At 71.7% G+C, this 24,994-nt stretch carries 27 protein-coding genes and 1 pseudogene; 8 read left to right on the forward strand and 20 right to left on the reverse strand.

Annotated features, from left to right (window positions below):
* The first annotated feature begins 280 nt into the window (after positions 1–280).
* The gene (locus BT341_RS15665; RefSeq protein WP_072477003.1) at positions 281–541 is read left to right on the forward strand and encodes a hypothetical protein; all 261 of its coding nucleotides are present in this window, start codon (positions 281–283) and stop codon (positions 539–541) included.
* Here BT341_RS15665 and BT341_RS15670 read toward each other — a convergent pair.
* The 6 genes and pseudogenes from BT341_RS15670 to BT341_RS15695 all read right to left on the reverse strand — a co-directional run bounded on the left by BT341_RS15670 (position 511) and on the right by BT341_RS15695 (position 7,199).
* Positions 511–2,814: an Orn/Lys/Arg family decarboxylase gene (locus BT341_RS15670; protein WP_072477004.1), complete on the reverse strand. Its 2,304-nt coding sequence runs from the start codon at positions 2,812–2,814 to the stop codon at positions 511–513. The genes BT341_RS15665 and BT341_RS15670 overlap by 31 nt on opposite strands.
* A gap of 177 nt (positions 2,815–2,991) precedes the next feature.
* Positions 2,992–3,804 (reverse strand): annotated as a pseudogene (locus tag BT341_RS15675) (IS481 family transposase); the annotation flags it as partial.
* A 47-nt stretch (positions 3,805–3,851) separates the two neighbouring features.
* Complete coding sequence (locus BT341_RS15680; protein ID WP_072477005.1) at positions 3,852–4,730, reverse strand: MBL fold metallo-hydrolase; 879 nt, start codon at positions 4,728–4,730, stop codon at positions 3,852–3,854.
* Positions 4,727–5,626, reverse strand: a complete 900-nt coding sequence (locus BT341_RS15685; protein ID WP_072477006.1) for an NmrA family NAD(P)-binding protein — start codon at positions 5,624–5,626, stop codon at positions 4,727–4,729. Before BT341_RS15685 ends, BT341_RS15680 begins: the two co-directional genes overlap by 4 nt.
* A 38-nt stretch (positions 5,627–5,664) precedes the next feature.
* Positions 5,665–6,519 (reverse strand): helix-turn-helix domain-containing protein, encoded by an 855-nt coding sequence (locus tag BT341_RS15690; RefSeq protein ID WP_072477007.1) that lies wholly within the window; start codon positions 6,517–6,519, stop codon positions 5,665–5,667.
* A 59-nt stretch (positions 6,520–6,578) separates the two neighbouring features.
* Entirely contained in the window at positions 6,579–7,199 is a 621-nt protein-coding gene (locus tag BT341_RS15695; RefSeq protein WP_072477008.1) for a TetR/AcrR family transcriptional regulator, read from the reverse strand.
* 70 nt (positions 7,200–7,269) lie between these two features.
* Between BT341_RS15695 and BT341_RS15700 the strand changes: the two genes are divergently transcribed.
* Both BT341_RS15700 and BT341_RS15705 read left to right on the forward strand, forming a co-directional pair.
* Positions 7,270–8,145: an NmrA family NAD(P)-binding protein gene (locus BT341_RS15700; RefSeq protein WP_072477009.1), complete on the forward strand. Its 876-nt coding sequence runs from the start codon at positions 7,270–7,272 to the stop codon at positions 8,143–8,145.
* Positions 8,146–8,181: 36 nt separating this feature from the next.
* Positions 8,182–9,216 (forward strand): amidohydrolase family protein, encoded by a 1,035-nt coding sequence (locus BT341_RS15705; RefSeq protein ID WP_072477010.1) that lies wholly within the window; start codon positions 8,182–8,184, stop codon positions 9,214–9,216.
* Here the strand turns inward: BT341_RS15705 and BT341_RS15710 are convergent, their stop codons facing one another.
* The gene (locus BT341_RS15710) at positions 9,217–10,104 is read right to left on the reverse strand and encodes a LysR family transcriptional regulator (RefSeq protein ID WP_072477011.1); all 888 of its coding nucleotides are present in this window, start codon (positions 10,102–10,104) and stop codon (positions 9,217–9,219) included.
* A 129-nt stretch (positions 10,105–10,233) separates the two neighbouring features.
* Here BT341_RS15710 and BT341_RS15715 point away from each other — a divergent pair, with 129 nt between their 5' ends.
* Complete coding sequence (locus BT341_RS15715) at positions 10,234–11,043, forward strand: EamA family transporter (protein ID WP_084742870.1); 810 nt, start codon at positions 10,234–10,236, stop codon at positions 11,041–11,043.
* Positions 11,044–11,066: 23 nt separating this feature from the next.
* Here BT341_RS15715 and BT341_RS15720 read toward each other — a convergent pair whose 3' ends face one another.
* Positions 11,067–11,921: a magnesium transporter CorA family protein gene (locus tag BT341_RS15720; protein ID WP_072477013.1), complete on the reverse strand. Its 855-nt coding sequence runs from the start codon at positions 11,919–11,921 to the stop codon at positions 11,067–11,069.
* A gap of 42 nt (positions 11,922–11,963) precedes the next feature.
* A complete protein-coding gene (locus BT341_RS15725; RefSeq protein WP_072477014.1) occupies positions 11,964–13,154 on the reverse strand; it encodes an OmpA family protein in 1,191 nt (396 codons plus the stop codon).
* A 351-nt stretch (positions 13,155–13,505) separates the two neighbouring features.
* Between BT341_RS15725 and BT341_RS15730 the strand changes: the two genes are divergently transcribed.
* The 3 genes from BT341_RS15730 to BT341_RS15740 all read left to right on the forward strand — a co-directional run bounded on the left by BT341_RS15730 (position 13,506) and on the right by BT341_RS15740 (position 17,265).
* On the forward strand, positions 13,506–14,981 hold the full coding sequence (locus tag BT341_RS15730) for a PfkB family carbohydrate kinase (RefSeq protein ID WP_072481979.1): 1,476 nt from the start codon (positions 13,506–13,508) through the stop codon (positions 14,979–14,981).
* A complete protein-coding gene (ribA, locus tag BT341_RS15735) occupies positions 14,978–15,655 on the forward strand; it encodes a GTP cyclohydrolase II RibA (protein WP_072477015.1) in 678 nt (225 codons plus the stop codon). Before BT341_RS15730 ends, ribA begins: the two co-directional genes overlap by 4 nt.
* A gap of 440 nt (positions 15,656–16,095) precedes the next feature.
* Entirely contained in the window at positions 16,096–17,265 is a 1,170-nt protein-coding gene (locus tag BT341_RS15740) for a pentapeptide repeat-containing protein (RefSeq protein ID WP_072477016.1), read from the forward strand.
* Positions 17,266–17,372: 107 nt separating this feature from the next.
* On the opposite strand, the gene BT341_RS15745 is transcribed toward BT341_RS15740, so the two are convergent.
* From BT341_RS15745 to BT341_RS15785, 10 genes are all read right to left on the reverse strand, one after another.
* Positions 17,373–18,044 carry a fasciclin domain-containing protein gene (locus BT341_RS15745; protein WP_072477017.1) on the reverse strand — a complete coding sequence of 224 codons (672 nt, stop codon included), beginning with the start codon at positions 18,042–18,044 and terminating at the stop codon, positions 17,373–17,375.
* 147 nt (positions 18,045–18,191) lie between these two features.
* Positions 18,192–19,769: a molybdopterin-dependent oxidoreductase gene (locus BT341_RS15750; protein ID WP_177328818.1), complete on the reverse strand. Its 1,578-nt coding sequence runs from the start codon at positions 19,767–19,769 to the stop codon at positions 18,192–18,194.
* A 114-nt stretch (positions 19,770–19,883) separates the two neighbouring features.
* Entirely contained in the window at positions 19,884–20,096 is a 213-nt protein-coding gene (locus BT341_RS47630; protein ID WP_342750217.1) for a hypothetical protein, read from the reverse strand.
* A 119-nt stretch (positions 20,097–20,215) separates the two neighbouring features.
* Positions 20,216–20,455: a hypothetical protein gene (locus tag BT341_RS47635; RefSeq protein ID WP_342750218.1), complete on the reverse strand. Its 240-nt coding sequence runs from the start codon at positions 20,453–20,455 to the stop codon at positions 20,216–20,218.
* Positions 20,452–20,859 (reverse strand): DUF6286 domain-containing protein, encoded by a 408-nt coding sequence (locus BT341_RS15760; RefSeq protein WP_072477018.1) that lies wholly within the window; start codon positions 20,857–20,859, stop codon positions 20,452–20,454. Before BT341_RS15760 ends, BT341_RS47635 begins: the two co-directional genes overlap by 4 nt.
* Before the next feature lie 110 nt (positions 20,860–20,969).
* Positions 20,970–21,152: a hypothetical protein gene (locus BT341_RS15765; protein WP_072477019.1), complete on the reverse strand. Its 183-nt coding sequence runs from the start codon at positions 21,150–21,152 to the stop codon at positions 20,970–20,972.
* Positions 21,149–21,427: a hypothetical protein gene (locus BT341_RS15770; RefSeq protein WP_072477020.1), complete on the reverse strand. Its 279-nt coding sequence runs from the start codon at positions 21,425–21,427 to the stop codon at positions 21,149–21,151. Before BT341_RS15770 ends, BT341_RS15765 begins: the two co-directional genes overlap by 4 nt.
* Positions 21,424–21,873, reverse strand: coding sequence for an Asp23/Gls24 family envelope stress response protein (locus BT341_RS15775; protein WP_072477021.1), 450 nt, complete (start codon positions 21,871–21,873; stop codon positions 21,424–21,426). The genes BT341_RS15770 and BT341_RS15775 overlap by 4 nt, the downstream gene beginning before the upstream one ends.
* A 278-nt stretch (positions 21,874–22,151) precedes the next feature.
* The gene (locus BT341_RS15780) at positions 22,152–23,021 is read right to left on the reverse strand and encodes an MBL fold metallo-hydrolase (RefSeq protein ID WP_084742871.1); all 870 of its coding nucleotides are present in this window, start codon (positions 23,019–23,021) and stop codon (positions 22,152–22,154) included.
* A 28-nt stretch (positions 23,022–23,049) separates the two neighbouring features.
* Positions 23,050–23,847, reverse strand: coding sequence for an alpha/beta fold hydrolase (locus BT341_RS15785; protein WP_072477022.1), 798 nt, complete (start codon positions 23,845–23,847; stop codon positions 23,050–23,052).
* A gap of 85 nt (positions 23,848–23,932) precedes the next feature.
* Here BT341_RS15785 and BT341_RS15790 point away from each other — a divergent pair, with 85 nt between their 5' ends.
* A complete protein-coding gene (locus tag BT341_RS15790) occupies positions 23,933–24,355 on the forward strand; it encodes a MarR family winged helix-turn-helix transcriptional regulator (RefSeq protein WP_072477023.1) in 423 nt (140 codons plus the stop codon).
* 171 nt (positions 24,356–24,526) lie between these two features.
* On the opposite strand, the gene BT341_RS15795 is transcribed toward BT341_RS15790, so the two are convergent.
* Positions 24,527–24,877 (reverse strand): hypothetical protein, encoded by a 351-nt coding sequence (locus BT341_RS15795; protein ID WP_143168561.1) that lies wholly within the window; start codon positions 24,875–24,877, stop codon positions 24,527–24,529.
* Positions 24,878–24,994 lie beyond the last annotated feature (117 nt).

Raw genomic sequence — 24,994 nt, forward strand, 5'->3', positions numbered from 1 at the left:
CGTCAGGGCCGCGGCCGTCAAGGTCAGGTGCCGGGCCGGGGCGGCGGCCGCCGCGTCGGGGTTGCGGGCCAGTGTCAGCTCCTCCAGCTCCCGGTGTTCGCCGAGGTGGTGCGGCCGGGGGCGCGGGCGTGCCGGCCAGCGGCGGTCGGTTCCGGCTTCTGGCACTGGCCGGTCGCCCCGGCCACGGTGACCGAGCTACCCGAAGGCGCCGACCCGCTTGGCCACGTCGACATCGACGCGTCCGGATCCCCGATGGACGCCGAAGGCGAGCCGCGTCCACATGGACGGCGACGCCCTCGGTGACGTCCCGCTGGGCAAGAACCGCGTCGAGGTGGTGATCACCGCCGTGGCGCCGGACGAGGAGATCCCGTGGCCGGTCGAGGGCCCGGCAGGCCCGCACTGGTCCACTGTGGACGAATCATGGCGGAAGCGCGTGCGGTTCCCGGCGGTCTCGGAAGCCTCGCTCAAGGCCGCCCTCGGCATCCTCGAGCGCACGGTCCGCCGCCGCGGTCAGCCGGTGCGCAGGCAGGTGATCCAGTAGTCGCCGCCGGCATCCCGTGCGACGCCGTGGGTTTCGCTCGGGAAGCCGGGGAAATGGCGGTCGAAGTCCTCCAGGGCACGCAGGTAGCGCAGCGTCGGTTCGTCGTGGCCGCCGGTGTTTTCGCCCGGCATGAGCACCGGGATGCCGGGCGGGGTGGTGACGACCTGGGTGGCGACGGTGCGGCCGGCGAGCTCGGCCAGGCGCACGGGCTCGGTGCCGCCGCGCAGCAGCCGCTGGTAGGTCCGCGCCGGGGTGAGCTCGGGGCGCGGCGGATGGGTGAACGCCGAGTCGAGCAGCGGGATGAGGTCGCTCTTGCGCAGGTGGGCGTGCATCTGGTCGCACAGGTCGCGCAGCGTGAGGCCGGCGTAGCGGCCGGGATGGTCTTCGACCAGCCGCGGCAGGACCTCGGTGAGCCGCGCGCCGGTGTCGTAGAGCGTCTTGAAGTCGAGCAGGCCGTCGATGAGCGTGCCCCACTTGCCCTTGGTGATGCCCATGGAGAACAGGATCAGGCAGGTGTACGCGTCGGTCTTCTCGACGACGATGCGCCGGGTCTCGAGGTAGGCGGTGAGGATCCGCGCCGGGATGCCGAGGTCCGCCGCGGTGCCGCGGGCGTCGGTGCCCGGGCAGGTGACGCTGACCTTGACCGGGTCGAGCAGGCAGTAGCCCGGTTCCAGGCCCGCGAAGCCGTGCCAGTCCGCGCCGGGTTCGAGGGTCCAGCAGGACGGCTCGGTGCGCAGCAGGTCCAGCGGGGCGTCCGCGAACGCGTAGCGCTGCCCGGTGCGCGGATCGCCGACCTCGGGCGGCTGCCACGTGCCGAAGAACCAGCCGGGCCGGTCGCCCGCGGCGGCGATGCGGCGGCCGATGCGAGCCACTGCCTGCCGGAACCGGATGGCTTCGGTGACGGCCTCGTCGACCAGCCACCGCCCGCCCGGGCCGTCCATCATGCCGGCGGCGACGTCGAGCCCGGCGATCATCGGGTAGAGCGGGGACGTGGTCGCGTGCATCATGAACGTCTCGTTGAACTGCCGGTGCTCGACCGGCGACCGCGGCGCGTTCTTCACGTGCAGCATCGCGCTCTGGGACATCGCGGCGAGCAGCTTGTGGGTGGACTGGGTGCTGAGCACGGTGGGCCGGACGTCGTCGGGCACCGCGCCGGAGTCCACGGCCATGCCGTAGCGGCGGGCGTAGAGCGGGTGGAAGCGGGCGTAGGCGAACCACGCCTCGTCCAGGTGCAGCCGCGGCACGCTGGCGCCGAGCAGTTCGGCGACGCGGACGGCGTCGTAGCAGAGACCGTCGTAGGTCGAGTTGGTGATCACCGCGTACACCGGATCCGGCGCGGCGGCGCCGTCCGCGAGCGGGCTGCGCGGCACGAGATCGGCCACGGCCTCGCGGCCCAGCGCGGCGGGCGGGATCGGGCCCATCAGCCCGTAACCGTTGCGCGTGGGCACGAGGTAGACCGGACGGCCGCCGGTCAGCGTCAGCCCGTGGTAGATCGCCTTGTGGCAGTTGCGGTCGACGAGCACGAGCTCGTCGGTGGCGACGCTGGCGTGCAGGGCGATGCGGTCGCCGGTGGAATCGCCGTGCAGCACGAAATACGTCAGGTCGGCGCCGAAGATGCGGGCCGCGTTGCGCTCCGCGTCGCCGATGGGTCCGGTGTGCTCGAACAGCGAGCCCAGCTCGCCGACGGAAATCGAAAGGTCGGTGCGGAACAACCGCTCGCCGTAGTAGTCGAACAGCGCCCGCCCGACCGGCGATTTCAGGAATGCCACGCCACCCGCGTGCGCGGGAGTGTGCCACGAATATTCGTGCGTGTCGTCGAACCGCCGCAGTTCCCGGAAGAACGGCGGCAGGATTTCGTCCCGGTAGCGCCGCGCGGCGACGCCGATCCGCCCGGCGATGAACCCCGGCGTGTCCTCCAGCAGCCACACGTAGCCGCAGATCACTTCGGACACCCACAGGGGCAGGTCGTCGACGGAGGCGGCGCTGGTGACGAGGAAGACGGGAAGCCGGGTGAACCGGTTGACGAGCGCTTTCAGCACGGCTTCGGCGGCGACGTCCCGATCGCCGCCGGAGTCGGGCAGCTCCCAGCTCACCAGCGCGGCCCCGAGGTCGGCCCGGCTCTGCACGAGCGCGAGGGCGTCCTCGTCGGTCCCGGCCCGCACGACGCCGTGCCCGTCGGCGGCGAGGTGCTCGCAGATCCGCGCGAGCTGGGCGTCGAGCACCGACCCGGGTGGAATGTCGTTCAGCGCGAGCAGAACGGTCGAACCGGCCATGACGAAACCCCTCTCGCGAATGGCGACCCTCAGGTATATCCCCGGCCCGAAGCGGCCGTCGATCGGCCGAAAGCCGGACGATTTGTCACACGTCCGAGTGGCTCGACGGAAAGTGATGTGCGATTTCACCGGTTGGTGGACCGATCGGCCCTGAACGGCCCTAGCTGTATCTGGCTTTCAGGTTGGTTGCAGTCGGCTGGTGGGTGGGTGGCCTCTGAGTGCGCTGTGGCGGCGTTGAGTGTTGTAGTGCTCGAGCCAGGGTGCACGGGCTGCTGCGTGTTCGGTGTTGCTGGTGACGGCCTGGCGGTAGCCCGCTCGGTTTGCAGGGTGCGGTTGAGACGTTCGACTTTGCCGTTCTGCCAGGGGCAGTGGGGCTTTACGAACTTCTGCCGGATGCGGTGCTCGGCGCAGACCTCCCGTAACGACCAGCGGTAGGCCCGGGCGTTGTCGGTCATCAACCGTTCGATGCGGGTGATGCCGTGACCGGCGGAGTAGGCGATGGCCCGGGTGAGGAAGGCCGCGCAGGTTGGCCCGTTCTCGTCCGGGTGGATCTCGGAGCAGGCCAGGCGGGAGTGGTCGTCGACCGGGGAGCGGACGTAGTCGTAGCCGATCTTGGCGCTGCGCTCGCCGGCCTCCGCCGTCGGGGATGCGGCCGATCTTCTTGACGTCGATGTGGACCAGCTCACCCGGCTGCTCGCGCTCATAGCGGACAGCTGCGGTCTTGCTGGCCCGGACCACCTGTCCGGTGATCGGGCCAGCGCGGCCAGTCGCGGGATGTGGTGGCGGGCCAGTACCCGCGACACTGTCCGCGTCGGAACCCCCGGTTCACAGCCGAGCCAGGCCGGGCCGCGGCGTTCGCGCTGCCGCAATGTGATGATCCGCTGCTCAAGCTGCTCGTGGCGAGGTATGCGGCCGCGAGGATCGGTCACGAAGACCGGACTCGCCCTCGCTGGCGTAGCGGTCCAGCCAGGTCTTCACGCATTCGCGAGCCTCACGTCAACCCGAGCCTCCGCTACCGACGTCCTGGCCAGATACACCTAGCTCGGGACCGGTGCCGGCAGCGGACGGTACGGCGCGGGAACCCACTGCGCGTCGCCGTCACGGAAACGGATCCGGCCGACGCCGGGAAACGGCAGGTGCGCGGCGCCGACCGCCCAGCCCCGGGCCCGGATCTCGGCCAGGACGCGCTGCCGGGCCGCGCGGGCACCCGGCCGGTCGCTGTCGATGTCCATCGTGACGTGCGGGGCGGGCAGCTGGACGGCGTGGCTGTGCACGGTGTCGCCCCAGAACAGCAGCCGTTCCGCGGCGTCGCCGACGAGATAGCCGCTGTGGCCCGGCGTGTGCCCGTGGAGATCGACCGCGGTGACGCCCGGCACGGGCTGCTCACCGTAGGTGAAGGTCGCGAGCCGGCCATCGGCGCGATAGGGCGCCAGCGCCTGCGCGGCCCACTGGTGGATCTGCGCTTGCACGCCCTCGGCGCGCGCGGCGACCGCGTCGTTCAGCCAGTGCTCGACGTCGGGCGCCGACACGTGGACCGTCGCGGCCGGGAACGCCGCCTGCCCCGTGGCGGTCAGCAGCCCGGATGCGTGGTCCGGGTGCAGGTGCGTGATCAGCACGTCGTCGATCTGCTCCGGCGAGGTACCGGCGGCACGGAGGTTGCCGAGCAGGTGACCGGTGCCCGGCCCGAGCGAGGTGCCGGCCCCCGCGTCGACCAGGACCGTGCGGCCGGCGGACCGGAACAGGAAGGTGTTGACCGCGGTCTGCAGGTCGCCTTCCGGCGGCAGGAACCCGTCGGCCAGCAGTTCGGTGATCCGCTGCGGGGACTCGCCGTGCATGTCGGCGGCGAAGATGGGCAGCGCTCCGTCGTAGATCGTCGTCACGGTGACCGCGCCGATCGTGGTCTGGGCCGAACTCATGATTTCCCGTGTCCTCGGTGGATCGCGTTCGCGAGGAACTGCTCGAACGTCGTCGGTGTGGCGGTTTCGGCGGCACGCGGGCGCGTCATGGCGATCCGCCGTTCCGCGACGTCGCTCGTCATGGCGGTGACGCCGTCGGCCATGTGCGCCGAGAAGCCGGCTTCGAGGAGGCCGGCGCGCAGGGTGGCGGCGTCGATCTGCTCGTAGCGGGCGCCGGGGCGGCCGACGGCGTCGCCGATCGCGGCGGTGATCTCGGCGAGCGTGATGTCCCGCGGGCCGTGCAGTTCGAGCGTGCGGGTGGCGGCCGTGCGGCGTCCGGTGAGCAGGCACGCGGCGACCACGCCGATGTCGGCCGTGGCGATGGCCGGGAGCGGGAGGTCCGCGGGGATCAGCCCGTGCGCGACGCCGGTCGCGCGGACCTCGTCGATCATCGGGACGGCGTTCTCCATGAACCACCCGGGCCGCAGGTGGACCGACTTCACCCCGGTCAAAGTGTCGAGGGCTTCTTCGAGCGGGCGCAGCCCCCACACCGGGCCGCGGGCGCCGGCGTGGTTCGCGGCCCAGCCGCTGAGGCTGACGATCCGTTCGAGCCCGCCGAGCCCGGACAGCGCTTTCCGGTGCGTGTCGATCACGCGCCGCTGGTGCGCGGGGAAGTCGGTGCTGCCCGGGATGAGGCCGGGCGCGATCATGACGAAAGCGGCGTGGGCGCCGGCGAAGGCGGCACGGAGGCTGCCGGGGTCGTCGGTGCGGACTTCGACGGCTTCGGCGCCGCGGTCGGCGAACCGGTGCAGCCGGTCGCGGCTGCGGCCGAGCACCCGGATCTCCGCACCGGCGGCGAGCAGCGCTTCGGCGACGGCGGCACCGGTGTTGCTGGTGGCGGACGAGACGACGATCATGACCTTTCCTCGTGGTCGACGGTGATGTGCGGGACGCCTCAGCCGGCGGCGAGGGACCCGAGCAGCGCGAGCCGGTCGGCGGAGCGCGTGCCGGCCTCGGCGGCGCTGACGATCAGCCGCTGCCCCGGGTCGTCGGGCAGGCGGAGGATCTCTTCGTTCAGCTCGAGTTCGCCGACCAGCGGGTGCCGGTAGCGCCGCACCGAGTGCAGGCAGTCCCGCACCGGGTGCTCGCGCCACAGGCGGGCGAAGTCGTCGCTGCCGGCGGCCAGTTCCGAGACGAGCCGGTGCAGGGCGACGTCGTCGGGCCGCTCCGCCGCGGCGAGCCGCAGGTACGACGCGAGGTCTTCGGCCTGCCGCTCCCACTCGGCGAACAGCTCGCGGGCGGCCGGGTCCAGGAAGACCCGCCGGGCCTGGTTCGGCGCGTGCGCAGTGCCCACGGCCGCGATCTCCGCGGGCGTGAGGTTCCACAGCGCGTAGCCGAGCGCGTTCCCCGCGAGGATGTCGGCCCGCCGTCCGACGAGCACGGCGGCCCCCGGACTGCCGGTGACGAGGTCGCGCACCGGGCCGCGGACCTCGTCCTCGTGCCCGGTGCCCCGCACCGGCGGAAGGGCCCGCGCGAGCCGGTGGAGGTGGGCGCGCTCGTCGGGGGAAAGCCTCAGCACCCGCGCGATGGCGTCCAGCACGGCGTCGGAGACCTGATGGCTCTCGCCGCGCTCCAGCCGGGTGTAGTACGTCGCACTGAGCCCGGCCAGCTCGGCGAGCTCCTCCCGCCGGAGGCCCGGCACCCGGCGCCGGTCCCCGTACGAGGCGGCGATGCCGAGGTCCTGCGGACGCACCGCGGCACGACGCGAACGGAGGAAGGCACCCAGCTCCTGCGACGACGGTTTGGCCATGGCCCCAGTTTCGGTGTTGCCCGGACCGCGTGCCTGTCCACGCGGTGGACAGGCACGCGTCAGTCCGCGGCCGGTGGCAGCACCATCCGCACCAGGCGCCGGATCCGGGCGAGGTCGACGTCGGCCGCCAGGGTGGCCTCCTCCGGCAGTTCGTCGACGGGCGGTTCCACGCCGAACAGCAGGCGGGGGAGCGTCGGGTGGACGACCAGGCCGATCAGCTCGTTCGCCGCCGCCTCGGCCTCGGCGGGCGCCAGCCCCGCCGCCGTCGCCAGATGCGACGCCAGGTCGCCGGCCGTGACGCCGAAGACGACGTCGTACAGGCCCGCCGCCAGGTCGGGCAGCCGGTCCGTGTCCGCGATGCCGAGCCGCAGCATCCGCGCCACCGACGACCACCGCAGCAGCTGCACGAAGCGCCCGCAGTACCGCACGACCGCCTCCGACGGCTCCGCGGAGTACTCGGCGGGCGTGCGCATCCGCGACCCGAACAACGCGCGGATCCGGCCCACCACCGCGAGGAACAGCGCGTCCTTGGTCGGGAAGTGCGCGTACAGGGAACGCTTCGACGTTTCCGCGCGCGCCGCGATGGCGTCCATGGAAGTCCGCGCGAAGCCGTCCTCCAGGAACGCCTCCTTCGCCGTGTCGAGGATGTGCTCGCGCAGCGCTTCCCCGCGTCGGGCCATGGGCGTCCACCTCAAAGTATACGGTACAGTAGAGTCTACTTAGTTCTGGTGCCGAACGGAGTCATCATCCATGATCGTGCTCACCGCCCCGACCGGGCAGATCGGCAGCAAGCTCGCCGCCACGCTGCTGCGGCAGAGCGAGCCCGTCCGCCTCGTCGTCCGCGACCCCGGCAAGCTGCCCGCCGGCGTGCGCGAACGCGCCGAGGTCGTCGCCGGGTCGCACCGCGATCGCGACGTCCTCGACCGTGCCCTCGAGGGCGCGGACGCACTGTTCTGGCTCATGCCGGCCGCCCCGGCCGCGAGCAGCCCGTACGAGGCCTACGTGACCGCCTCCATCCCCGGTGCCGACGCCGTCGTCCGCCACGCCGTCCCGCGCGTGGTGGTCGTCTCCGCGCTCGGGCGCGGGTCGCAGATCTACGCGGGCCACATCTCCGCGTCGCACGCCATGGAAGACCTCTTCCGCAGCACCGGCGCGCACGTGCGGGCCCTGGCGCTGCCCACGTTCATGGACAACGTCCTCCGGCAGGTCGCCGCACTCAAGGACGGCGTCCTCCCGGGCACCCTCCCGGCCGGCTTCCGGATGCCGTGGATCGCGACGAAGGACATCGCCGCGCTCGCCGCCCGGTACCTTTCCGACCGCACGTGGGCCGGGCAGGGCACCGTCGAGACCCTCGGTGGCGAGGACCTTTCGCACGAGGACATCGCCGCCATCCTCACCGACGTCCTCGGCAGGCCTGTCCGGTATCAGCCGGGCGACCGCGCCGCCGCCAAGGAGTTCCTCGTCGGCCGTGGCCTTTCCGAGGCGATGGCGCAGTCCGTGATCGACATGGACGTCGCCGGCGAACGCGGCATCAACAGCGCGACGCCGCGCACCGCGGAGAACACGACACCCACCACGTTCCGCGAGTTCGCCGAAGAAGCCGTCAAGCCGCTGGTGACGGCGTAGCGAAAAGTATACAGTTGAGTTTACCTGGGGAGTGCCATGACCCTGATCTGTATCGAAGAGCACGCGGTCGACCGGTCGATCGCCGAAGCGGCCGCGCCGGTCCTCGACCGGGAAGCGCCGTACCTGCGCAGGCAGAGTTCCAGCGCGTCGCCCGTGCGGCCGGGGCCCGGCCGCCGGCCCGCCGTCGACATGGCCGAAGCCGTCCGCCTCGGGGCCGACCTCGGCCCGGACCGCGTCCGGCGGATGGACGAGCACGGCATCGACCTGCAGATCGTCTCGTGGACCAGCCCGATCCAGCTGGTCCCCGCCGACCGGGCGCTCCCGCTGTGCCGGTCGGTCAACGACCGGCTCGCGCGGGCGGTCGCCGCCCGTCCCGACCGGCTGCAGGGGATGGCGGCGCTGCCCTGGCAGGACCCGGCCGCCGCCGTCGACGAACTGGACCGCGCCGTGACCGAGCTCGGCCTGCGCGGCGTCCTGCTCCTCGGCCGTCCCGGCGCCGGGTTCCTCGACGATCCGCGGTACCTGCCCGTGCTGGAGCGGATCGCCGCGCTGGAGGTGCCGCTCTACGTGCACCCGTTCCATCCGCTTCCGCAGGTGCAGCAGGCCTACTACGCGGGGTTCGGCGAAAAGGTGACCGCCGAACTGTCGCTGGGCGCCTGGGGCTGGCACCACGAAGCCGGCGTCCACGTCCTGCGGCTCATCCTCGCCGGGGTCTTCGAACGGCTCCCGCAGCTGCAGGTGATCAGCGGCCACTGGGGCGAGCTGGTCCCGTTCCACCTCAGCCGCCTCGACGACGTCCTGTCCCCGGGCGACACCGGGCTGTCGCGGACCATCACCGAGGTCTACCGCTCGAACGTCTGGGTCACCCCGAGCGGCATGTTCCACCGGCCCCAATTCGACTTCGTCCGCGCCGTGGTCGGCCTGGACCGGGTGATCTGGTCGGCCGACTACCCGTTCCTGCGCCTCGACGGCACCCGCGAGTTCCTCGGCGAACTCGACGTCACGCCCGAAGAACGGGAGAAGATCACCCACGTCAACGCCGAGCGGCTCTTCCGGCTGACCGGCCGGTGATCACTTCGCCAGCAGCCGCAGCATCGACGCGAGCGGCGGCCAGGCGGCGCGGCCCCGGCGGGTGCACCCGAAAGCGCGTTGCCGGAGATCCGGATCGCTCAGCGGGAGCACGGTCACGCCGGGGCCGGTGCGGCGGCCCACGGGCAGCAGGCCGACGCCCCGGCCCGTCGCGGTGATCAGGTCTTCGACCAGGTCGAGGTTGTCCGCGCGGTGCGTGACCCGGGGCGTGAACCCGGCGATGGACGCCAGGGTCCGGACGACGTCCTCATCGGCGTCGTTGCGGGAGTTGCCGATCCAGTCGTGGTCGCGGAACGCGTCGAACACCGCCAGCGTGTGCTCGCCCCGCACCCGGCGCGCGTCGGCGGCGGGGACGCCGAGTCCCCACGCCGCTGTCCACAGTGGAGTGACGCCGATCTCCGGGTCCACTGTGGCCGGTGCCAGGTCGTAGTCGTAGACGAGGGCGAGGTCGACGTCGTCGGCCAGCAGCGCCGCCAGTGCTTCGGCGGGTTCGTACTCGCTCACGGCGACGCGCACGCGAGGGTGGTGTTCGGCGAGGGCGGCGACGGCGGGCAGCACGGACCGCCGGACCGCCGTGGCGAACCCGGCGACGCGGACCATGCCCGCCGGCTCGGCCTGCGGGTCGAGGTCGGCGCGGGCGGCTTCCACCGCGGCCAGGATCGTCACGGCGTGCTCGGCCAGCCGCCGCCCGGCCGGCGTCAGGCGCACCCGGCGCCCGTCGGGTTCCAGCAGCGGCGCGCCGGTTTCCCTGGCCAGCACGGCGATCTGCTGCGAGACGGTCGACGTGGTGGTGCCGAGCACGTCCGCCACCGCCCGCATCGACCCGTGGCGGGACAGCTCCAGCAGGAACTGCAGCCGGCGCGTCTCCATGCGCCGGATTGTCCAGGATTCCCGAACGATATGTCCAGCATCGGTAAGTGGACACGATCGGTCCCGGCGGTATTCCCTGGACGCGTGCCGTCCTCGACCCGATCCGGAGCGACCCTCGCGGTCGCTTCCATGCTGTGCGTCCAACTCGGTCTCGCCGTGTCCGTCGGCCTGTTCGACCGCGTCGGCCCCGAAGGAGCGGCGTGGCTGCGGCTGGCCTGGGCCGGCGTGCTGCTCGCCGTCGTCGTCCGGCCCCGGCCGTCCTCGTTCCGGCGGCGGACGCTCGCGGCGTGCGTGGCGCTGGGGGTGGTGACGGCCGGGATGACCATGTTGTTCATGGCGGCGGCGGCCCGGCTGCCGCTGGGCACGGCGAGCGCGCTGGAGTTCCTCGGGCCGCTGACCGTGGCGATCACCCGCGGCCGCGGCGGCCGGAAGCTGTGGCCGGTCGTCGCGGCGATCGGCGTGGTGCTGCTGACCCGGCCGTGGCAGGGCGGCGCCGACCTGGCCGGTGTGGGCTACGCGCTGGCGTCGGCGGTGTGCTGGGCCGGCTACATCCTGCTGACCCAGCGCGTCGGCGACGAGGTTTCGGGCGTGCGCGGGCTGGCCGTGTCGATGCCGGTGGCCGGGATCGCCGCGACACTGGTGTGCGGTCCCGGCGTGTTCGCACACCTGACGTGGCCGCTGCTGCTGACCGGGCTGGGCCTGGCGATCCTGCTGCCGGTGGTGCCGTTCAGCCTGGAAATGCTCGCCCTGCGGCGCCTGACTGCGTCCGCGTTCGGCACCCTGATGAGCCTCGAGCCGGCGATCGCGCTGATCATCGGAGCGGCGCTGCTGCGCCAGCAACCGGACGCGGCCGCGGTGGCGGGCGTGGCGTTCGTGGTGGCGGCGGGCGTCGGCGCCGAGCGGACCGGAGCGCGCCAACCGGTGGCCGAGCCGGCCTGACGGGTTGGCGCGCCCGGCGGGCGTCAGCCGGAGCCGCCGATCGCGTCCTCTCGGGCGGCCCGGCGGCGCAGCAGGTCGTGCCGGCAGCCGAGCTCGTGGATCTGGTCCTCGTACGCGCGCTTGGTGGCCAGGTGCGGGCGCACGCACTTGCTGTAGTGGCGCAGGTCGTCCTGTTCCAGGGAGCCGTCGCGGAAGGCGGTCCAGAACACCAGCGTCGCCGAAACGACCATCACCACCGCGACCAGCACGGCCATCAGCACCGCGAGATCCGTCGCGCCCGAAAGCAGGCCCTCGGTCGAGATCCGGACGAACATCAGCACGCCCATCAACCCGACCAGCAGCCCGACGGTGCCCAGGCTCAGCTTGGAACCCGCCGACAGGCTCGCCCAGCGGAGCTGGCGCTGGTCGTTCTTGTGCTGGCGCAGGTTGTGCCCGAGGTGGTGCAGCGCGGACGCCGCCCCGCCGGTCGCCAGCACCGAAATGACGACGCTGATGGCCAGCGGCAGCCCGAACGGGTCGGCCCAGTCGACGTTGAAGACCGAGGTGGCCAGCCACAGCATGATCGGCAGGTCGACCACGCTCACCGTGAGCAGGGTCAGCACCCGGGTCAGCCGGTTGACGCGCCGGTGCCGGAGGCTGCCGCGGACCTGTTCCATTTCGATGAGGTCGTCGAGGCGGGCGGCGCGGCCGCAGGCGTCGGCCACGGTCAGGTTCTGCCCGTGCGGGCCGACGACGTAGCCCTCCAGCACCCGCGCGGACAGATAGCGCAGTTCCTGGATCCGGGCGAGCAGCCGGTCCCCGGCGGCGGTGGTGCTGTCCCCGTCCTCTCGCGGCTGCCGCGGCTGCGGCAGGGGGTACGTCACATCGGTGTGGTCCATGGCGTTGCCTCCTGTCTACCCGGTTCTCTTCCCGGATCGGGATCAGTACGTGATCTCCACCCGCCTCATCGCGGCCGCGGCCGCCTCGTCGAACTTCCCGTCCTTCATCGCCGTCCGGCCGGGTTCGGTCCCGGTGCCGCCGACGTCCGGCCGCTGCCGCACCCCGGCCTGCCGCAGCGCGCCGGCCACGGCCTCGGCCCGCAGCTCGGCCAGCTCCTGCCGGCCCGCCGCGGTCGAGCCCGGCGGGTCGGCGGCGTAGCCGCGGATGGTGACCGGCGCGGCGGGGTTCCCGCCGAGCCGCGCGGTGATGCTCGCCGCGATGCCCCGCAGCAGGCTCTCGGCGCCGGGGGAGAGCGCGGCCGAGTCGCCCGCGAACCCGAGCGCGCTGTCGGAGACGACGGTGCTGACCTGCCCGCCCGGCCCGACCACCGACGTCACGCCCGGCACCGGCACGACCGGCGTGGCGGCGGAAGCCCGCGGCGCCTCGGCCGGGGTGCGTCGCTCGTCGAAATCGCAGCTCCCCGCCTGGGCCTTCGCGCAGATCGCGTGCCAGTACTGCGTCAGCTTGTCCCGGGACGCGCCGGGCAGCGGCGGCTGCGGCCCGGCGACGTCCCCGAGCCCGGTGAACAGGACCCGCCAGCCCGCCAGCCGCGGCAGCTCGTGCTTGGCCGCCAGCTGCTCGGCGACCGCCTGCGGATCCGCGTCCCAGCCGACCTGGCGCAGGTCGAAGGCGCCGGTCGTGCTCAGCCCGCTGCTGACCACGACGAGCGTGCCGGGCGTGACACCGCGCACGGCGGCGTCGACGCCGGCCAGCAGGTCCAGCCCGCTGTGGGTGGCCGCGGTGGCGGCGACGGCGTCCGCGGCGGCCCGGACGTTGCGCTCCACCAAGGACGGCCGCTGGAAGCCGTGTTCGAGCGAGCCGTCGGCGCGGCGCGGGGTCAGCACGATCGCGCGCGACTGGACGCCGTCGGCCGCCGAGATCAGCGCGACGCTGCTTTTGCCCGACCCCTGCGCGCTGACGTTGCCGCTGTTGGCCGCGTCGCGGAGCACGGCGAGCGCGGCTTCGGTGAGCGCGGGACGTGGTTCGTTCGCCGTCGCGCCCGCCACGATGACCACCCGGTCGCCGCCGCTCGCGGTGGCGGCCTCCCTGGCGTGGCCGGCGCACCCGGCGACGGCCGCCGCGACCAGGAATCCTCCGGCAATTGCCGTCCGCCGCGGCGATTGTCCGGCCATGGCCAGTGGCGATCGGCGGAACCGCAGGTGGATCGGGAAATTCGTCGATCGGCTGACTGATCTTCGTGACCTGTTCAGGGGCTTCATGGCGGCCTCCCCGGCTGCGATCGGCAAATCCAGGATGGCAGTTGCCGTGTAACGTCGTCAATTGTCAAAACGATGACGTTTGGTCGGACACCGCTCTGACCCGCGCTGATGGCTGCCGTCGAGGCGAGGCTGAACCGGGAACGAGCACCGACCGTGTGACCGGAACAGGCTGGTGACGGCCGTGTGGCCGGCAGGAACGCGACACGCCCGCACTTGACAACGGGCGAGAGGCAATTGCCGGAGCGGAGGGTCTACGCTGTGCCGGTGGTGAAGCGCGATCCCCGCGTGGAAGGGGTCCGGGCCGTCCTCCGCAGGTTGCGGACGCGCTCCGGGCTCACCGTCGAACGCCTCGGTACCACCGAGGTCGACCTCAGCGTGCTCGCCGACCTGCCCGCGGTACGCCGGGTCGTCGAGGACACCGGCGTGACGACCGCGGAAGCCATCGTCGCCGTCGTCTCCGAGGTCGTGGGCCGGCTCGAGCCGACCGACCAGCTCGTCGCGGACGCGACCCTGGCCCTCGGCGTCCTCCGGTCCCGGCTCGCCGCGCGGCCGGAGCTGACCGGCATCTACGCCGACGACCTCGGCGAGCGCCGGGCCGCCCTGTCCACGCGCTGGGAAGCACTGCACACCGCCCTCGGCATCGCCCGGGTCCCGGCTGCCGCGAGCGTCCGCAGCCTGCGGAGCACGATCGAGGGCGAGACCCTCGCCCGGCTGGCCGAGCTGTGCGTGCACGCCGCCGACGTGCCACTGCCCCGCCAGGAGCCCGCCGCCCCGCCCGCGCACACGATCGTCGTCGTCGGCGGCGCGGTCACCGACCACGTGATCGTGTCCGACGACTGGCCGGACGTCGGGGCCTCGGTGCAGGCGCGGACGTTCGACGACCACCCCGGCGGCAAAGGCCTCAACCTGGCCGTCGCGAGCAAGCGTCTCGGGCTCGAGGCGAAGCTCATCGCCGCGATCGGCGGCGACACCCAGGCGGCGGAGCTCGTGCAGTACATGCGCACCGAGGGCCTGAGCACCGAATGCATCCGGGAGAAGCCGGGGACGGTCAACCCGCGCGCGCTGATGCTCGTCGCCAACAACGGCGAAACCCGTTACCTGGGCTGGATGAACGAGACGGCGGTGGCACTGTCCGCACGCGACCGGTCGGAGCCGACGATGCGGCAGGCGTTCGCCGGGGCGGACGCGGTCCTGGTCACGCTCGAACCGCCGATGGACACCGTCCGCTGGGCGCTCGCGACCGCCGCGGCCCAGCCACGGAACCCGATCGTGCTGCTCCAGGCCTCCCCGCCGCGCGAGGCGCCGCAGCAGCTGTACCGGTTGCTGAGCGGGGTGGACTACCTCGTCGGCCGGGAAAACGAGCTGCGCGGGCTGCTGTACGACCCGGGCGAGCCGGAAGACGTGGACCAGCTGGCCCGTTCGCTGCTGGCCCTGGGCGTCGGCGCGGTCTGCGTGGTCGAGAGCTTCGGCTGCAAAGTCCGTTCCACCCTGCTGTCGCGGGACATCCCCGGCCCGCCGGTGCCGCTCAATGACGCGCCCGGCGCCCGGGAGGCTTTCTCGGCGGCCCTGGTCCATCACCTGATCCGGGAAGGTGACGGCCGGACGCGGGAGCAGGCGCTGGAATGGGCGGTCGCGGCGATGTCGACCAACCCGACCCTGGACGAGATCACGAACTCCATGCCGGCCACCGACGACGTCGAGCGGACCCTGGAGACGGAAAAAAGCCTGGAGCCCTCTTGACCGACACGGTGCAGCACGAGCTGGACGGCGCCAACGGCGCGTTCAAGGTGGTCGTCCTGGGCGACCGGAGCGACCAGCCGAACCCGGCGTGCGCGATGGTGTACGGCGACCCGGTGGACGGGTGCCCGGTGCGCGTGCATTCCCGCTGCCTCTACGGCGAGATCTTCGAAGCCACCACGTGCGACTGCCTGTTCCAGCTGAGGATGTCGCAGAAGGTCATCCGCGACCACGGTTCCGGAGTGCTGATCTACCTGGACCAGGAGGGCCGCGGCGAAGGGCTGCTGGCGAAGGCGGAGGGCTACCGGCTCTGCCAGAAGACGGGCATCGACACGTTCGACGCCTACGCGGAGCTGGGCTACAAGGCGGACAGCCGGTCCTATGCGGACGCTGTCGCGCTGTTGAAACACTTGGGGCTGAAGGAAATCAGCCTGCTGACGAACAACCCGGCCAAGTGGGAAGCGCTGGCCTTGGCGGGCATCAAGGTGCGCCAGCAGCCGTTGATCATGCCCGAGCCCGGTGACCTCGCCCGCGCGTATCTGGCGGCGAAGGAACTGCAGGGGCACATGTTTTCCCTGACGTCGCGGCGCAGGCGCCGGATGGACATCACGCGGAAGGTCGTGGTCTCGTCGCTCACGAGGTTCACCGGCCGGTCGAAGGCGCGCGCCGGTCAGTAGCCCGGAGCCGGCCAGGCCGGGTGAACCGGCGGTGGCGATGGTCGATCGGCGTCCCGGGCCGGAACCGGATCTCGTACTCGGCCACCGTCACCTCGCCCGGCGCCAGCGGACGCGTCAGCCGATCTTCCCGCCGGCATGCCGGTCTCCCGGTCCACGCAGTCCTGGCCGAGCCGGGCGTAGCGGTAGCGCGATCCGCTGACAGGGGGTCATCAGGCGGCGGCGTTCGATGCGGCAGGCGGCGTCGTCGACCCGGCGCCCGCGACGATGAACGTCTTGGTGCCGCTCATGGCCGGCGGCGAGCGAAGCCTCGTGGATCGCGCTGATCTGCGGGACGCCGAATCCCGCGGCCGCAAGAGTGGCCGAGTGTAGCTTCCAAGTACAAGCTTCAGCATGTTGTCCGGTCTTTCACAAGCGGCCCTCGATCCGGCATCATTTTCCGGATGATGCGACGACTATTCCGGTCCTGGAGGGTCACCGCCGCGACGCTCGGTGTTGTCGCGGTCCTCGCCGGCTTTGTCTTCACTGTCTGGCTCGGCCCGCGTTTGATCGCCCGGGAGGTCCTGGCGGACGCAAAGGCCACCGCGGCCGATCGCGAGAAGGCCGTCCACGATGCCCGAGTGATGATAATCTCGCTCGGTGGCGGAATAGTCGTCGTTACCGGCCTGCTGTACACCGCAAGAAACTACCGGCTGAACCATCGGGGGCAAATCACCGACAGGTTCGCCAACGCGCTCGAAAGACTAGGCTCCAACGAACTGTACATTCGTATCGGCGGCATCCATGCGCTCGAACACGTCATGCACGACTCGCCAGAGTTCGGCACGGACGTCGTTCAAGTTCTTGTCAATTTCATTCGTGCCCGTAGTCCGCGTCGCGCCGACAATGCTGACGAGAACGCCAACTGGATGCACCCACCAGGCTGGATCGAAGAACCAGATCGCCCAGACGAGCCGCTGCCAGATGTACAAGCAGCGCTCAGTGCGGTGGGTCGACGTCCGACGCAGAAATACTATGGCAACGCACCCGTCAACTTGCGCGGATTGCATTTGCGGGGTGCCGACCTGAGCGAAGCGAATCTGGCAAACGTCGACTTCGAAGATACTGACCTCGCCGAATGCCGGCTGAACTTTGCCGATCTCACTGACGCTTCGCTCAGTCAGGCTAACCTGGAGGGCGCCAGGCTCAACCGCGCCGATTTGACCAAAGTCACTCTTGAGGCTGCCCAGCTCGCTCGCGCCAGCCTCCGCGGCGCCAACCTCACCGAAGCACTGCTTGGTCAGGCCGACCTCACGGGAGCCAATCTCAGTCGCGCCGATCTTTCCAACGCGCACGTTAGTAATGCTCGCCTCGTCGACGTAAACTTCCAGAAGGCAAAATTGACCAGTACCTTCCTCTACCGGGCCGATCTGGTGGGGGCAAACCTTGCTTGCGCCGATCTCAGTAATGCCTATCTTGAAGGCGCTGACTTGACTGGTGCGAATCTTCACGATGCTACATTGACGGGGGCGGACTTCAGGTTTGCCGACCTGTCGCGCGCCACGATTGCAGGCTATATTCACGATACAAATATCACGATGAATCAGCTTTCGCAAGCTTTGTCCGGCGAATAGACTTCGGCCGGAGCGCGTAGAGCTCCAGCCGCCGGTCGCGTCCTCGGCCGCGACGTGCCCGGCGCTGCCGATGGAGCAGCGCCGGGCACGTGTCCGGGGGCGGGGATTTACTTGTTGGTCCCGGGGGTGAGCACCTTGTCGATGACGAAGACGGTGGCGTTCTTGGTGGGAATGTTGCCGCACAGGATCTTCGCGCCGTTGATGGTCATGTTCTCCCCGGAGCCTTCGACCTTGACGGGGCCGCCGGCGGTGTTGAGGGTGTCCACCGAGCCGGCGGCGGCGAGGCCCTTGGCGTCGTAGCGCTTGCCGACGACGTGGTACTGCAGGATCGGCGCCAGCTGGTCGGGCTTGCCGGCCAGCTCGTTGAACTTCGCGTCACCCAATGCGGCGAAGGCCGGGTCGGCCGGGGCGAACACGGTGATGGCGGACTGGCTGTTGAGCGTGTCGACGAGGTTGGTGGCCTTGACCGCGGCGACCAGCTTGGTCAGCAGCGGGTTGGTCGAGGCGGCCGACGCGACCGGCTGCGGGCCCATCGAGTCGAGCGAACCCGGGGCGCTGCCCTGCGGCAGCTGGGAACACGCGGGCCCGAACACGTCGGCGTTGGTCGTCACACCGTCGGTGGAGCCGGACGCGGCGCTCGGCATCGGGGCCGACATCGAGCTGGACGGCGCCGGCGCGGGGGCGCTGCCGGAGCTGCCCGAGGACGCGGTGTCGCTGCTGCTGCACGCGGTCAGGGCCAGGGCGGCGACCGCGGTGATGCCGGCACCGGCAATACGCATGGATTTCACGATGATGCTCCGATTCAACTGAGGAAAAAAAGGGAAGGCGGCGAAGCGGTCCGTACGCCGTCGTTGTTGCTCACTGGTGATTCGGTGCCCATCCGGACGTGGATTGGTTGATCGGGAGAGTTTTTCCGGGAATGTGATTCAGCTGACGGTGATGGTGGCGCTGTGCCGGCCGGTGGCGCCGTCGGGGACGGTGCCGGCGCGGTCGGCCGTCTGGGTGTAGCCGGACTTGTCGGTGGCGCGGCATTCGATCTGGTGCACGCCGGCGGCGAGCTTGAATTCGGTCCACCACATGCGCCAGGTGTCGAGGTTCACCTCATGGGAGAGGGTGGCTTCCTGCCACGCGCCCTGGTCGGCGCGGACTTCGACCTTGCTGATCCCGGTGTGCTGGGCCCAGGCCGTCCCGGCGACGCGCACCGTTCCGGCCGGCATGGTCGCGAATCCCTTGGGCGTATCGATCCGGGATTCGGTCTTGATCGGCGCCTCCCGGGCCCAGCCCCGCTTGAGCCAGTACGCCTGCTTGGCCGCCCACGTCGTGACCTCCAGGTCGACCACCCACTTCGTCGCCGAGACGTAGCCGAACAGGCCGGGCGTGACCAGCCGGGCGGGGAAGCCGTGTTCCAGCGGCAACGGCTCGCCGTTCATCCCGATGGCCAGCATGGCCCCACGACGCCGGTCCGTCGCCGCGGCCACCGGAGTGCCGGACGTCCAGCCGTCGACGCTGGTGGAGAACAGCTGTTCCGCGCCGGCTTGGACCCCGGCTTCGTCGAGCAGGTCGGCCAGGTCGATGCCGATGAAGTTCGACGTCGACACGTAGTCACCACCGACCTCGTTGGACACACATGTCATGGTGATCGTGCGCTCCACCAGCGGGCGGTCGTGGATGTCGCGGTAGCGGTACCGGCGTTCCCGGTCCACCATGCCGTGGATGCGCAGGCTCCAGTCCTCGGTACGCACCTGCGGCACCGACAACGCCGTATCGACCCGGTAGAACCGGGAATTCGAGGTGAGGAACGCCGGTGTGCCGAGCTTGGCGAAGTCGGCGTCGGCCGGGATCGCCGGGGCGGTCCGGGCCGGCACGAGCTTGCCGACCGCCTCCCGGGACGCGGTCGCGTCACGGGTGCCGCTGAGCAGCTGGCCACCGGCGCCGAGCACGCCCGCGCCCACCGCGACCCCGGCGCCGCCGAGCAGGAACGCCCGCCGCGGAGTGCCGGTCTTCACGCCGGTGCCGGTGTCGCCGCGCACGCGTGGCGCGAGACGGTGCAGCAGCACGAACACCGCGACGCCGACGACGAGACTGGCCAGCGGGGCCAGCAGCGCCACCGCGGCCAAATCGGGACGGGCGTAGACGGCGGCAAGGCCGACCACGCCGAACAGGGTGATGACGACGGCACCGGGCCATCGGGACCGCAGCGACAGCAGGCCCGCGAGCGCGGCGGCCAGCACCATCACCACGGCCATGCCGGAGAGCAGCACCAGCTTGTCGTAGGTGCCGAAGGTGCGGACGGCGAAGTCCTTCAACTCGACCGGGGTCAGGTCGATCGCACCGTTGCCCACCGCCAGGTACGGCGAAGCGTTGATGTTGACGAATCCGGCAACGAGATGTCCCGCGGCCAGCGCCGCGGCCAGTGCCAGCACCCCGGCAGCCGCCGCGGACAGCACACGCAACCGAGCCCGCGGCGGCGGGTGCTCGGCGGGGAAGACTTCGGAAGCGGCCATATCCGGTGTTCGGTCACCGCGCCGTCGCGGATTGGCTGCTTCACCCGAACGACCCGACTGGCGCAGTCGTCCAGGACCGGCCCGGGCAGGCGCTCGATCACTTCGGCGCGTTCGTCAGCGCACTCGGCGGTCGGTGGCGGTGGTGAACCGGAATCCGATGCCGACCGGGACCGTCTCCAGATCGAGAGCCTGCCGGAGCCGGGGAAGTCCTTCGGTGTTGATTCGCCCGCGGGTCGATGCCGGGTCGCCGTCCTGCTCGACGGTGACGGTCAGGGCCAGCGTCGGGTTCTCGCGCGGTCCGGCGAGCGTCGCGCGGGCGTGGTGCACGCCGGGGTAGCTGCGGAGTTCTTCGGTGAAGGGCGCGACTGCGGCGTCGGTGGCGAGTTCGGTCCGGCCGCGTGCGGGTTCGGTGCCGGATCGCCAGGTCTGGGTCCGTGGCCGGCGGGTCAGCTGGGCGAGGAGCGACCGCAGGCGAGCAGCCCGAGCACCACCGCGACCGCGGCCGTGACGTACCACACCCACGTCGGCGGTGCCGCCGTGCCGGGGACGAGCGGGGCCGCCGGGTCCGCGACGGCGAGGCGGCGGAAGTGGGTCGCGAGCGCGAATCCGCCCGCGGCGAGCAGGCTCACACCGAGCAGCCCGAGCAGCGTGCGGTTCAAGCGGGCCGGCCGGTTGAGGTTCGTCATTCAGCCCTCCTGGGGGCTCGGATCCGCACCGTGACCGCGGGGCGCGTGGCGGGTGCGATCCGGTCGAGGTGGTCGTCGACCGCGGCGCGGACGGCGTCGGCGAGGCCGTCGACGCGCGCCGCGGCGGCTCGCAGTGTGGAGCGGTAGCTGCCGCGGGCGGCACCGGCGTCGAAAGGGCCGTTCAGCGGCAGGACCGTGGGCGCGCCCGGCAGGATCGCCGCGAGCAGCAGGACGAGGCCCAACGCCGCGGTGACGCCGCCGGCGATCGCCGGAAGCAGGTCGGACCAGTGCTGACCGTGGAGGGTGGTCGCGACCGCGTCGTAGCTGATCCAGGGCCGTTCGCCGAGGATGAGCTGGATCGCGACCACGGCGGCGGGGGCGCTGCGGCGGGGACGGCGTTTCATGCGACCCTTTCGCCGCCGACGTCGTCGACCTCGGACACCGCGTGGACCGCGAGCCGTCGCACGGCGTGCTCGGCGATGGTCAGGGTGCCCCCGGTCGGGTGCGACGACGGTCATGGCCGGCTCCGGTCGCGGGTGCTGAGCCGGGACAGGTCGAGCTTGCCGTCGAGGCAGCGGCCGGCGAGGAAGCCGATCGCGCCGAGCAGGGCGACGGCGGCGAACGCGCCGAACCCGCCGAGGGCGATGGCCAGGCCGAGGGCGAGGCCGGTGAGCAGGCCGAGCCGAGTGGAACTCACGAGAGGTTCTCCTTCGCTGGAACGGCGAGATCGGCGATCACGACATGGACGGGTCGCCCTCCGGCACCTGCCGCTGCGCGCATGGCCGTGGCGAGGTCGGCGGCGACCATCGGGAACCGCGCGATGACCTCCTCGTCGCGCACGCGGACGCCGGTGATCCGCCGTGGCGGGACGAGCGTGGCGATTTCGCCGAAGCGCCCGCCGGGCAGGCCGGCCACCCCGGGCACGGCCTGCGCGGCGGCGGCGATCCGGGCGGCGTCCGGCTCGGTGGTCACTGCACCCGGCCGGTGTCGGCGGGTTCGCCGTCGTCGTCGGACGGGAGGTGCAGGTCGCCGACGTGGATGTTCACCTCGACGACCGCCAGCCCGGCCATCTGCTCCACGGCCGTGATCACGTTGCGGCGCACCGAACGCGCCAGATCGGCGATGGACACGCCGTATTCGACGACGATCTGCAGATCGACGGCGGCTTGCTTTTCCCCGACTTCGACCGACACGCCCTGGCCCGCCGAAGCGGTCGCGCCCGGGATCCGCTCACGGATCGCCGAGAACGCCCGCGCAGCCCCGCCGCCGAGGTCGTGCACGCCGGGGATTTCGCGGGTGGCCAGGCCGGCGATCTTCTGGACCACGACGTCGGCGATCGTCGTCGAGCCCTGCGTGGTCACCAGCACGCCCTCGCCGGCACTGGTCTTGGGCGTGTCCTGCTGGGCGGCGTTGGCCATGGCGTCTCCTTCGCGCGGACGGAATCCGTTGTGCCGTGGCGGAAACCCCTTCTATCGTTTCCTCCACACAGGACAGACACCGCGCCTGGAGGATCGTCACGCCCCGATCGTGTGAACCACACCACTGGCTCGACGACCCAACCGGCCTTCGCGCACGGTCCCGTGAGGGCAGAGCCCTTCGTGTGCGGCGGGAGAGATCGCCGAAGTCGATGCTGTCGCCCGCTTCGGCACCGACCCCGGAACTCCGGTCCGGCCCTGGCTGCACCGCCAGCTCCGGTTCAGCGCGCCGCCGTCTCCGCCGACCTCATCGACCGGCTCGTCGGCAGCACGGGAAGCCGGCGTACTTCACGGGCGGCGTCGAGGCAGCTGGACCCGCATGAATCCGCGGCGGCTCGTCCGACGGTCACCGGGGTTCCCGGCAGCACCATCCGGACTTCGACGTCCGGGGCGAGGCGCGCGACCGCGTCGGCGTAGTGGCGCGGGTCGCGGTCGGCCTTGGTGATCATCCGGTCGCCGAGCCGGCCGCTGTGGAAGGCGTAGTGGTGCGGCACGGCCAGGGTCGGCCGGAGTGCCGCGGTCAGCCCGGCCGCTTCCGCCGCGTTCATCACGACCTGCCGCAGGTTCATCGGCCGGACGCACAGGCCGTTGGTCGGCAGGATGGCGAGGTCGACGTGGCCGAACCGCTCCGGGATGGTGTCGAGTTCGGGGACGCGCAACGAGTCGCCGCCGAAGAAGACGGTGCGTCCGGCCGCCTGGATGACGAACGTGACTTCGTGCACGCCGTGTTGGCCGGGGGTCGCGGTCACCGTCAGGTCGCCGACGGTGGTGGCTTGCCAGGCTTCGACGGTGCGGACGTCGCGGAATCCCTTGTCCCGCGCGATGGCCGTGACGGTGCCGGGGCCGACCAGCGGGGTGTCGAGATCGAATCCGGCGGTGACGAGGGCGTCGAGGTCGCAGTGGTCGTAGTGCTCGTGGCTGACCACCAGGGCGTCGATGCGGCCGAGTTCGCCGGCGCGGGCGGCGACGGGCTCGCCGGGGTAGTACGTCGCGGTCTGGGTGAACCACGGGTCGGTGAGAACGCGGAGTTCGCCGAGCTCGATCAGCTGGCAGGCGTGACCGATCCGGGTCACGGTGAGCGGAGCGGTCATGGTGGGTTCTCCTTGCGTGGACGGAAAGTCAGCGGCCGAGGTCGAGCAGGGCACCGAGGAGTTCTTCGGGCGTTTCCAGTTGTGGCAGGTGGCCGGTGCGGGGCAGCAGCGTGAATTTCGAGCCCGGGATGGCGGCGGCGTAGGCCTTGCCGTACTCGGGGCCGGCGATCCGGTCGCTTTCGCCCCAGAGCACGTGCACCGGGATGTCGACGTCGGCGAGGCGTCCGGCCAGCGTCGCGTCGGCCATGGCCGGCCCGGTGTACCCGATCAGGGCCTGGACGTCCGGGCTCGGGCCCGTGCCGCCGGCGCCCGGCGGCGTGGGGGCCTTGCTGGGGTCGTGGTAGGAGTGCGCCAGCAGCTCGGTGCGGGCCAGAACGCTGACGTCGGTGAGCGGGTGGCCCGGCACGTCGATGCCGATCCCGTCGACGATCACCGCGCCGCTGACGCGGGGACTGTGCTGCAGGGCGATCTCCGCGGCCAGCCATCCCCCGAAAGAGTTGCCGAGCACGGTCACGTCCGTGAGGTCGAACCGGTCGAGCAGGCTGACGTAGGCCCGGGCCAGTTCGGTGACGCCGGTGAGTCCGGCGGCTTTCGGAGTGCCGCCGAAGCCGGGGTGGGTGGGCAGGAGGACCCGGGAGTGGGTGCGTTCGGCGAGCAGGTCGGCGAAGCCGGCCATCGTGGCAACGCCGCCTCCGCCGTGCAGGAGCAGGAACGGGCGGGTGCGGTCGCTGTCCCGGACGGTGATCTCGATCCGGTCGTCGGTGCCGACCCGGTGCGTGCAGGTGTTCGGCGGCCGGAGGGTGCCGGCCGTGCTCGGAGTGCTCATGGTCCTTCTCTCTGTATCGGCTGTCTAAGGAAGCTTATATAAGGTTGCTTATATACGCAACCTGGCCTCACGGTAGGCTCCCGGCATGAGCTACCGCCCCGCCGATGTCGCGCTCGCCGTGAAGCGCCTGCAGTACCGTCATCACCGGGCGCTGACCCGGGCGCTGGCGCCGCTGGGGATCTCCCTGGTGCAGTGGGACACCCTGCGTCACCTGCACCGGCGGCCGGACGCTTCGCTGCACGACCTGGCTGTGCTGACGTTCCAGACCGACCAGTCCTTCGGCTCGCTGGCCGCGCGGATGGTCGACCGCGGCCTGATCGAGCGGGTCCCCGGACCGGGACGGGCCGTGCGGCACCGGCTCACGGCGGAAGGCGAACGCCTGCGCGCTGCCGGTCAGGACGCCGTGGACGCCGTCGTCACCTCGTCGTTCGGCGCCCTGTCGGCGGCCCAGCTCGACCAGCTGGGTGCGTTGCTGGACGCGGCTCTGGGCCCGGACCCGACGGCCTAGCGCGCCGGCTCGGGCAGCGCCCGTGCGGGAGGACGACGGTGCGGGCCTCGAGGTGCGGGGGACCGGCGGCTCGAGCATGGTGCGTCGGCATGATCCGGTGTGGAGCAAGACTGCCGGGCGGGAGGTGGCGGGCATCGATGTGACTCGGCCGGCGGGGTGCCGGCGGTCAAGTCACATCGGCAGTTCGCCGAGGCGCGGAAACAGCCGGGTGCTGTTGTGGACGGTGAGTTCTCGCCAGCTGGTGTCCGGGTGCTGCGTCGATGGCGGCGAGTCGGGCGTCGACCGCCGCGGGCGGGGTCCAGCAGTAGTCGCTGCGGTGCAGAGCCGCTCGGTGCCGAAGGCGCGCTCGAACGCCGGGACCTGGTGGGGAAGCGGCGTTCCCGCGATGTCGAACCACAGGCCGCCGACGTTGGCTCCGATGGTGATCCCGTCGGCGCCGTCGGACAGCGACAGGGACGCGAAGTGGCCGAATCGGACCAAAGTGGACGGTGACTTGCGGGTGACCGGCCGCGGGTACTGCAACTCTGCGCCCGTCCGGCGCGCCGGTTCCAAAGGGGGAGGGATCCGGCGCGATCACTTGGGTACTTCTGGTAGCGCCCGAGGCTGTGACCCACACGATCCCCTGGCCGTAGGTGTGGA

It is taken from the genome of Amycolatopsis australiensis (assembly GCF_900119165.1).
Lineage (GTDB): Bacteria > Actinomycetota > Actinomycetes > Mycobacteriales > Pseudonocardiaceae > Amycolatopsis > Amycolatopsis australiensis.

Coding starts and splice junctions, on each gene's coding strand:
- BT341_RS15695 (WP_072477008.1), bottom strand. CDS start 7,199: ATGGCCCGACGCGGGGAAGCGCTGCGCGAGCACATCCTCGACACGGCG.
- BT341_RS15790 (WP_072477023.1), top strand. CDS start 23,933: ATGAGCTACCGCCCCGCCGATGTCGCGCTCGCCGTGAAGCGCCTGCAG.
- BT341_RS15690 (WP_072477007.1), bottom strand. CDS start 6,519: ATGGCCAAACCGTCGTCGCAGGAGCTGGGTGCCTTCCTCCGTTCGCGT.
- BT341_RS47635 (WP_342750218.1), bottom strand. CDS start 20,455: ATGACGAACCTCAACCGGCCGGCCCGCTTGAACCGCACGCTGCTCGGG.
- BT341_RS15665 (WP_072477003.1), top strand. CDS start 281: ATGGACGGCGACGCCCTCGGTGACGTCCCGCTGGGCAAGAACCGCGTC.
- BT341_RS15725 (WP_072477014.1), bottom strand. CDS start 13,154: ATGGCCGGACAATCGCCGCGGCGGACGGCAATTGCCGGAGGATTCCTG.
- BT341_RS15710 (WP_072477011.1), bottom strand. CDS start 10,104: ATGGAGACGCGCCGGCTGCAGTTCCTGCTGGAGCTGTCCCGCCACGGG.
- BT341_RS15745 (WP_072477017.1), bottom strand. CDS start 18,044: ATGCGTATTGCCGGTGCCGGCATCACCGCGGTCGCCGCCCTGGCCCTG.
- BT341_RS15740 (WP_072477016.1), top strand. CDS start 16,096: ATGATGCGACGACTATTCCGGTCCTGGAGGGTCACCGCCGCGACGCTC.
- BT341_RS15715 (WP_084742870.1), top strand. CDS start 10,234: ATGCTGTGCGTCCAACTCGGTCTCGCCGTGTCCGTCGGCCTGTTCGAC.
- BT341_RS15760 (WP_072477018.1), bottom strand. CDS start 20,859: ATGAAACGCCGTCCCCGCCGCAGCGCCCCCGCCGCCGTGGTCGCGATC.
- BT341_RS15775 (WP_072477021.1), bottom strand. CDS start 21,873: ATGGCCAACGCCGCCCAGCAGGACACGCCCAAGACCAGTGCCGGCGAG.
- BT341_RS15750 (WP_177328818.1), bottom strand. CDS start 19,769: ATGGCCGCTTCCGAAGTCTTCCCCGCCGAGCACCCGCCGCCGCGGGCT.
- BT341_RS15705 (WP_072477010.1), top strand. CDS start 8,182: ATGACCCTGATCTGTATCGAAGAGCACGCGGTCGACCGGTCGATCGCC.
- BT341_RS15700 (WP_072477009.1), top strand. CDS start 7,270: ATGATCGTGCTCACCGCCCCGACCGGGCAGATCGGCAGCAAGCTCGCC.
- BT341_RS15680 (WP_072477005.1), bottom strand. CDS start 4,730: ATGAGTTCGGCCCAGACCACGATCGGCGCGGTCACCGTGACGACGATC.
- BT341_RS15685 (WP_072477006.1), bottom strand. CDS start 5,626: ATGATCGTCGTCTCGTCCGCCACCAGCAACACCGGTGCCGCCGTCGCC.
- BT341_RS15785 (WP_072477022.1), bottom strand. CDS start 23,847: ATGAGCACTCCGAGCACGGCCGGCACCCTCCGGCCGCCGAACACCTGC.
- BT341_RS15720 (WP_072477013.1), bottom strand. CDS start 11,921: ATGGACCACACCGATGTGACGTACCCCCTGCCGCAGCCGCGGCAGCCG.
- BT341_RS15670 (WP_072477004.1), bottom strand. CDS start 2,814: ATGGCCGGTTCGACCGTTCTGCTCGCGCTGAACGACATTCCACCCGGG.
- BT341_RS15780 (WP_084742871.1), bottom strand. CDS start 23,021: ATGACCGCTCCGCTCACCGTGACCCGGATCGGTCACGCCTGCCAGCTG.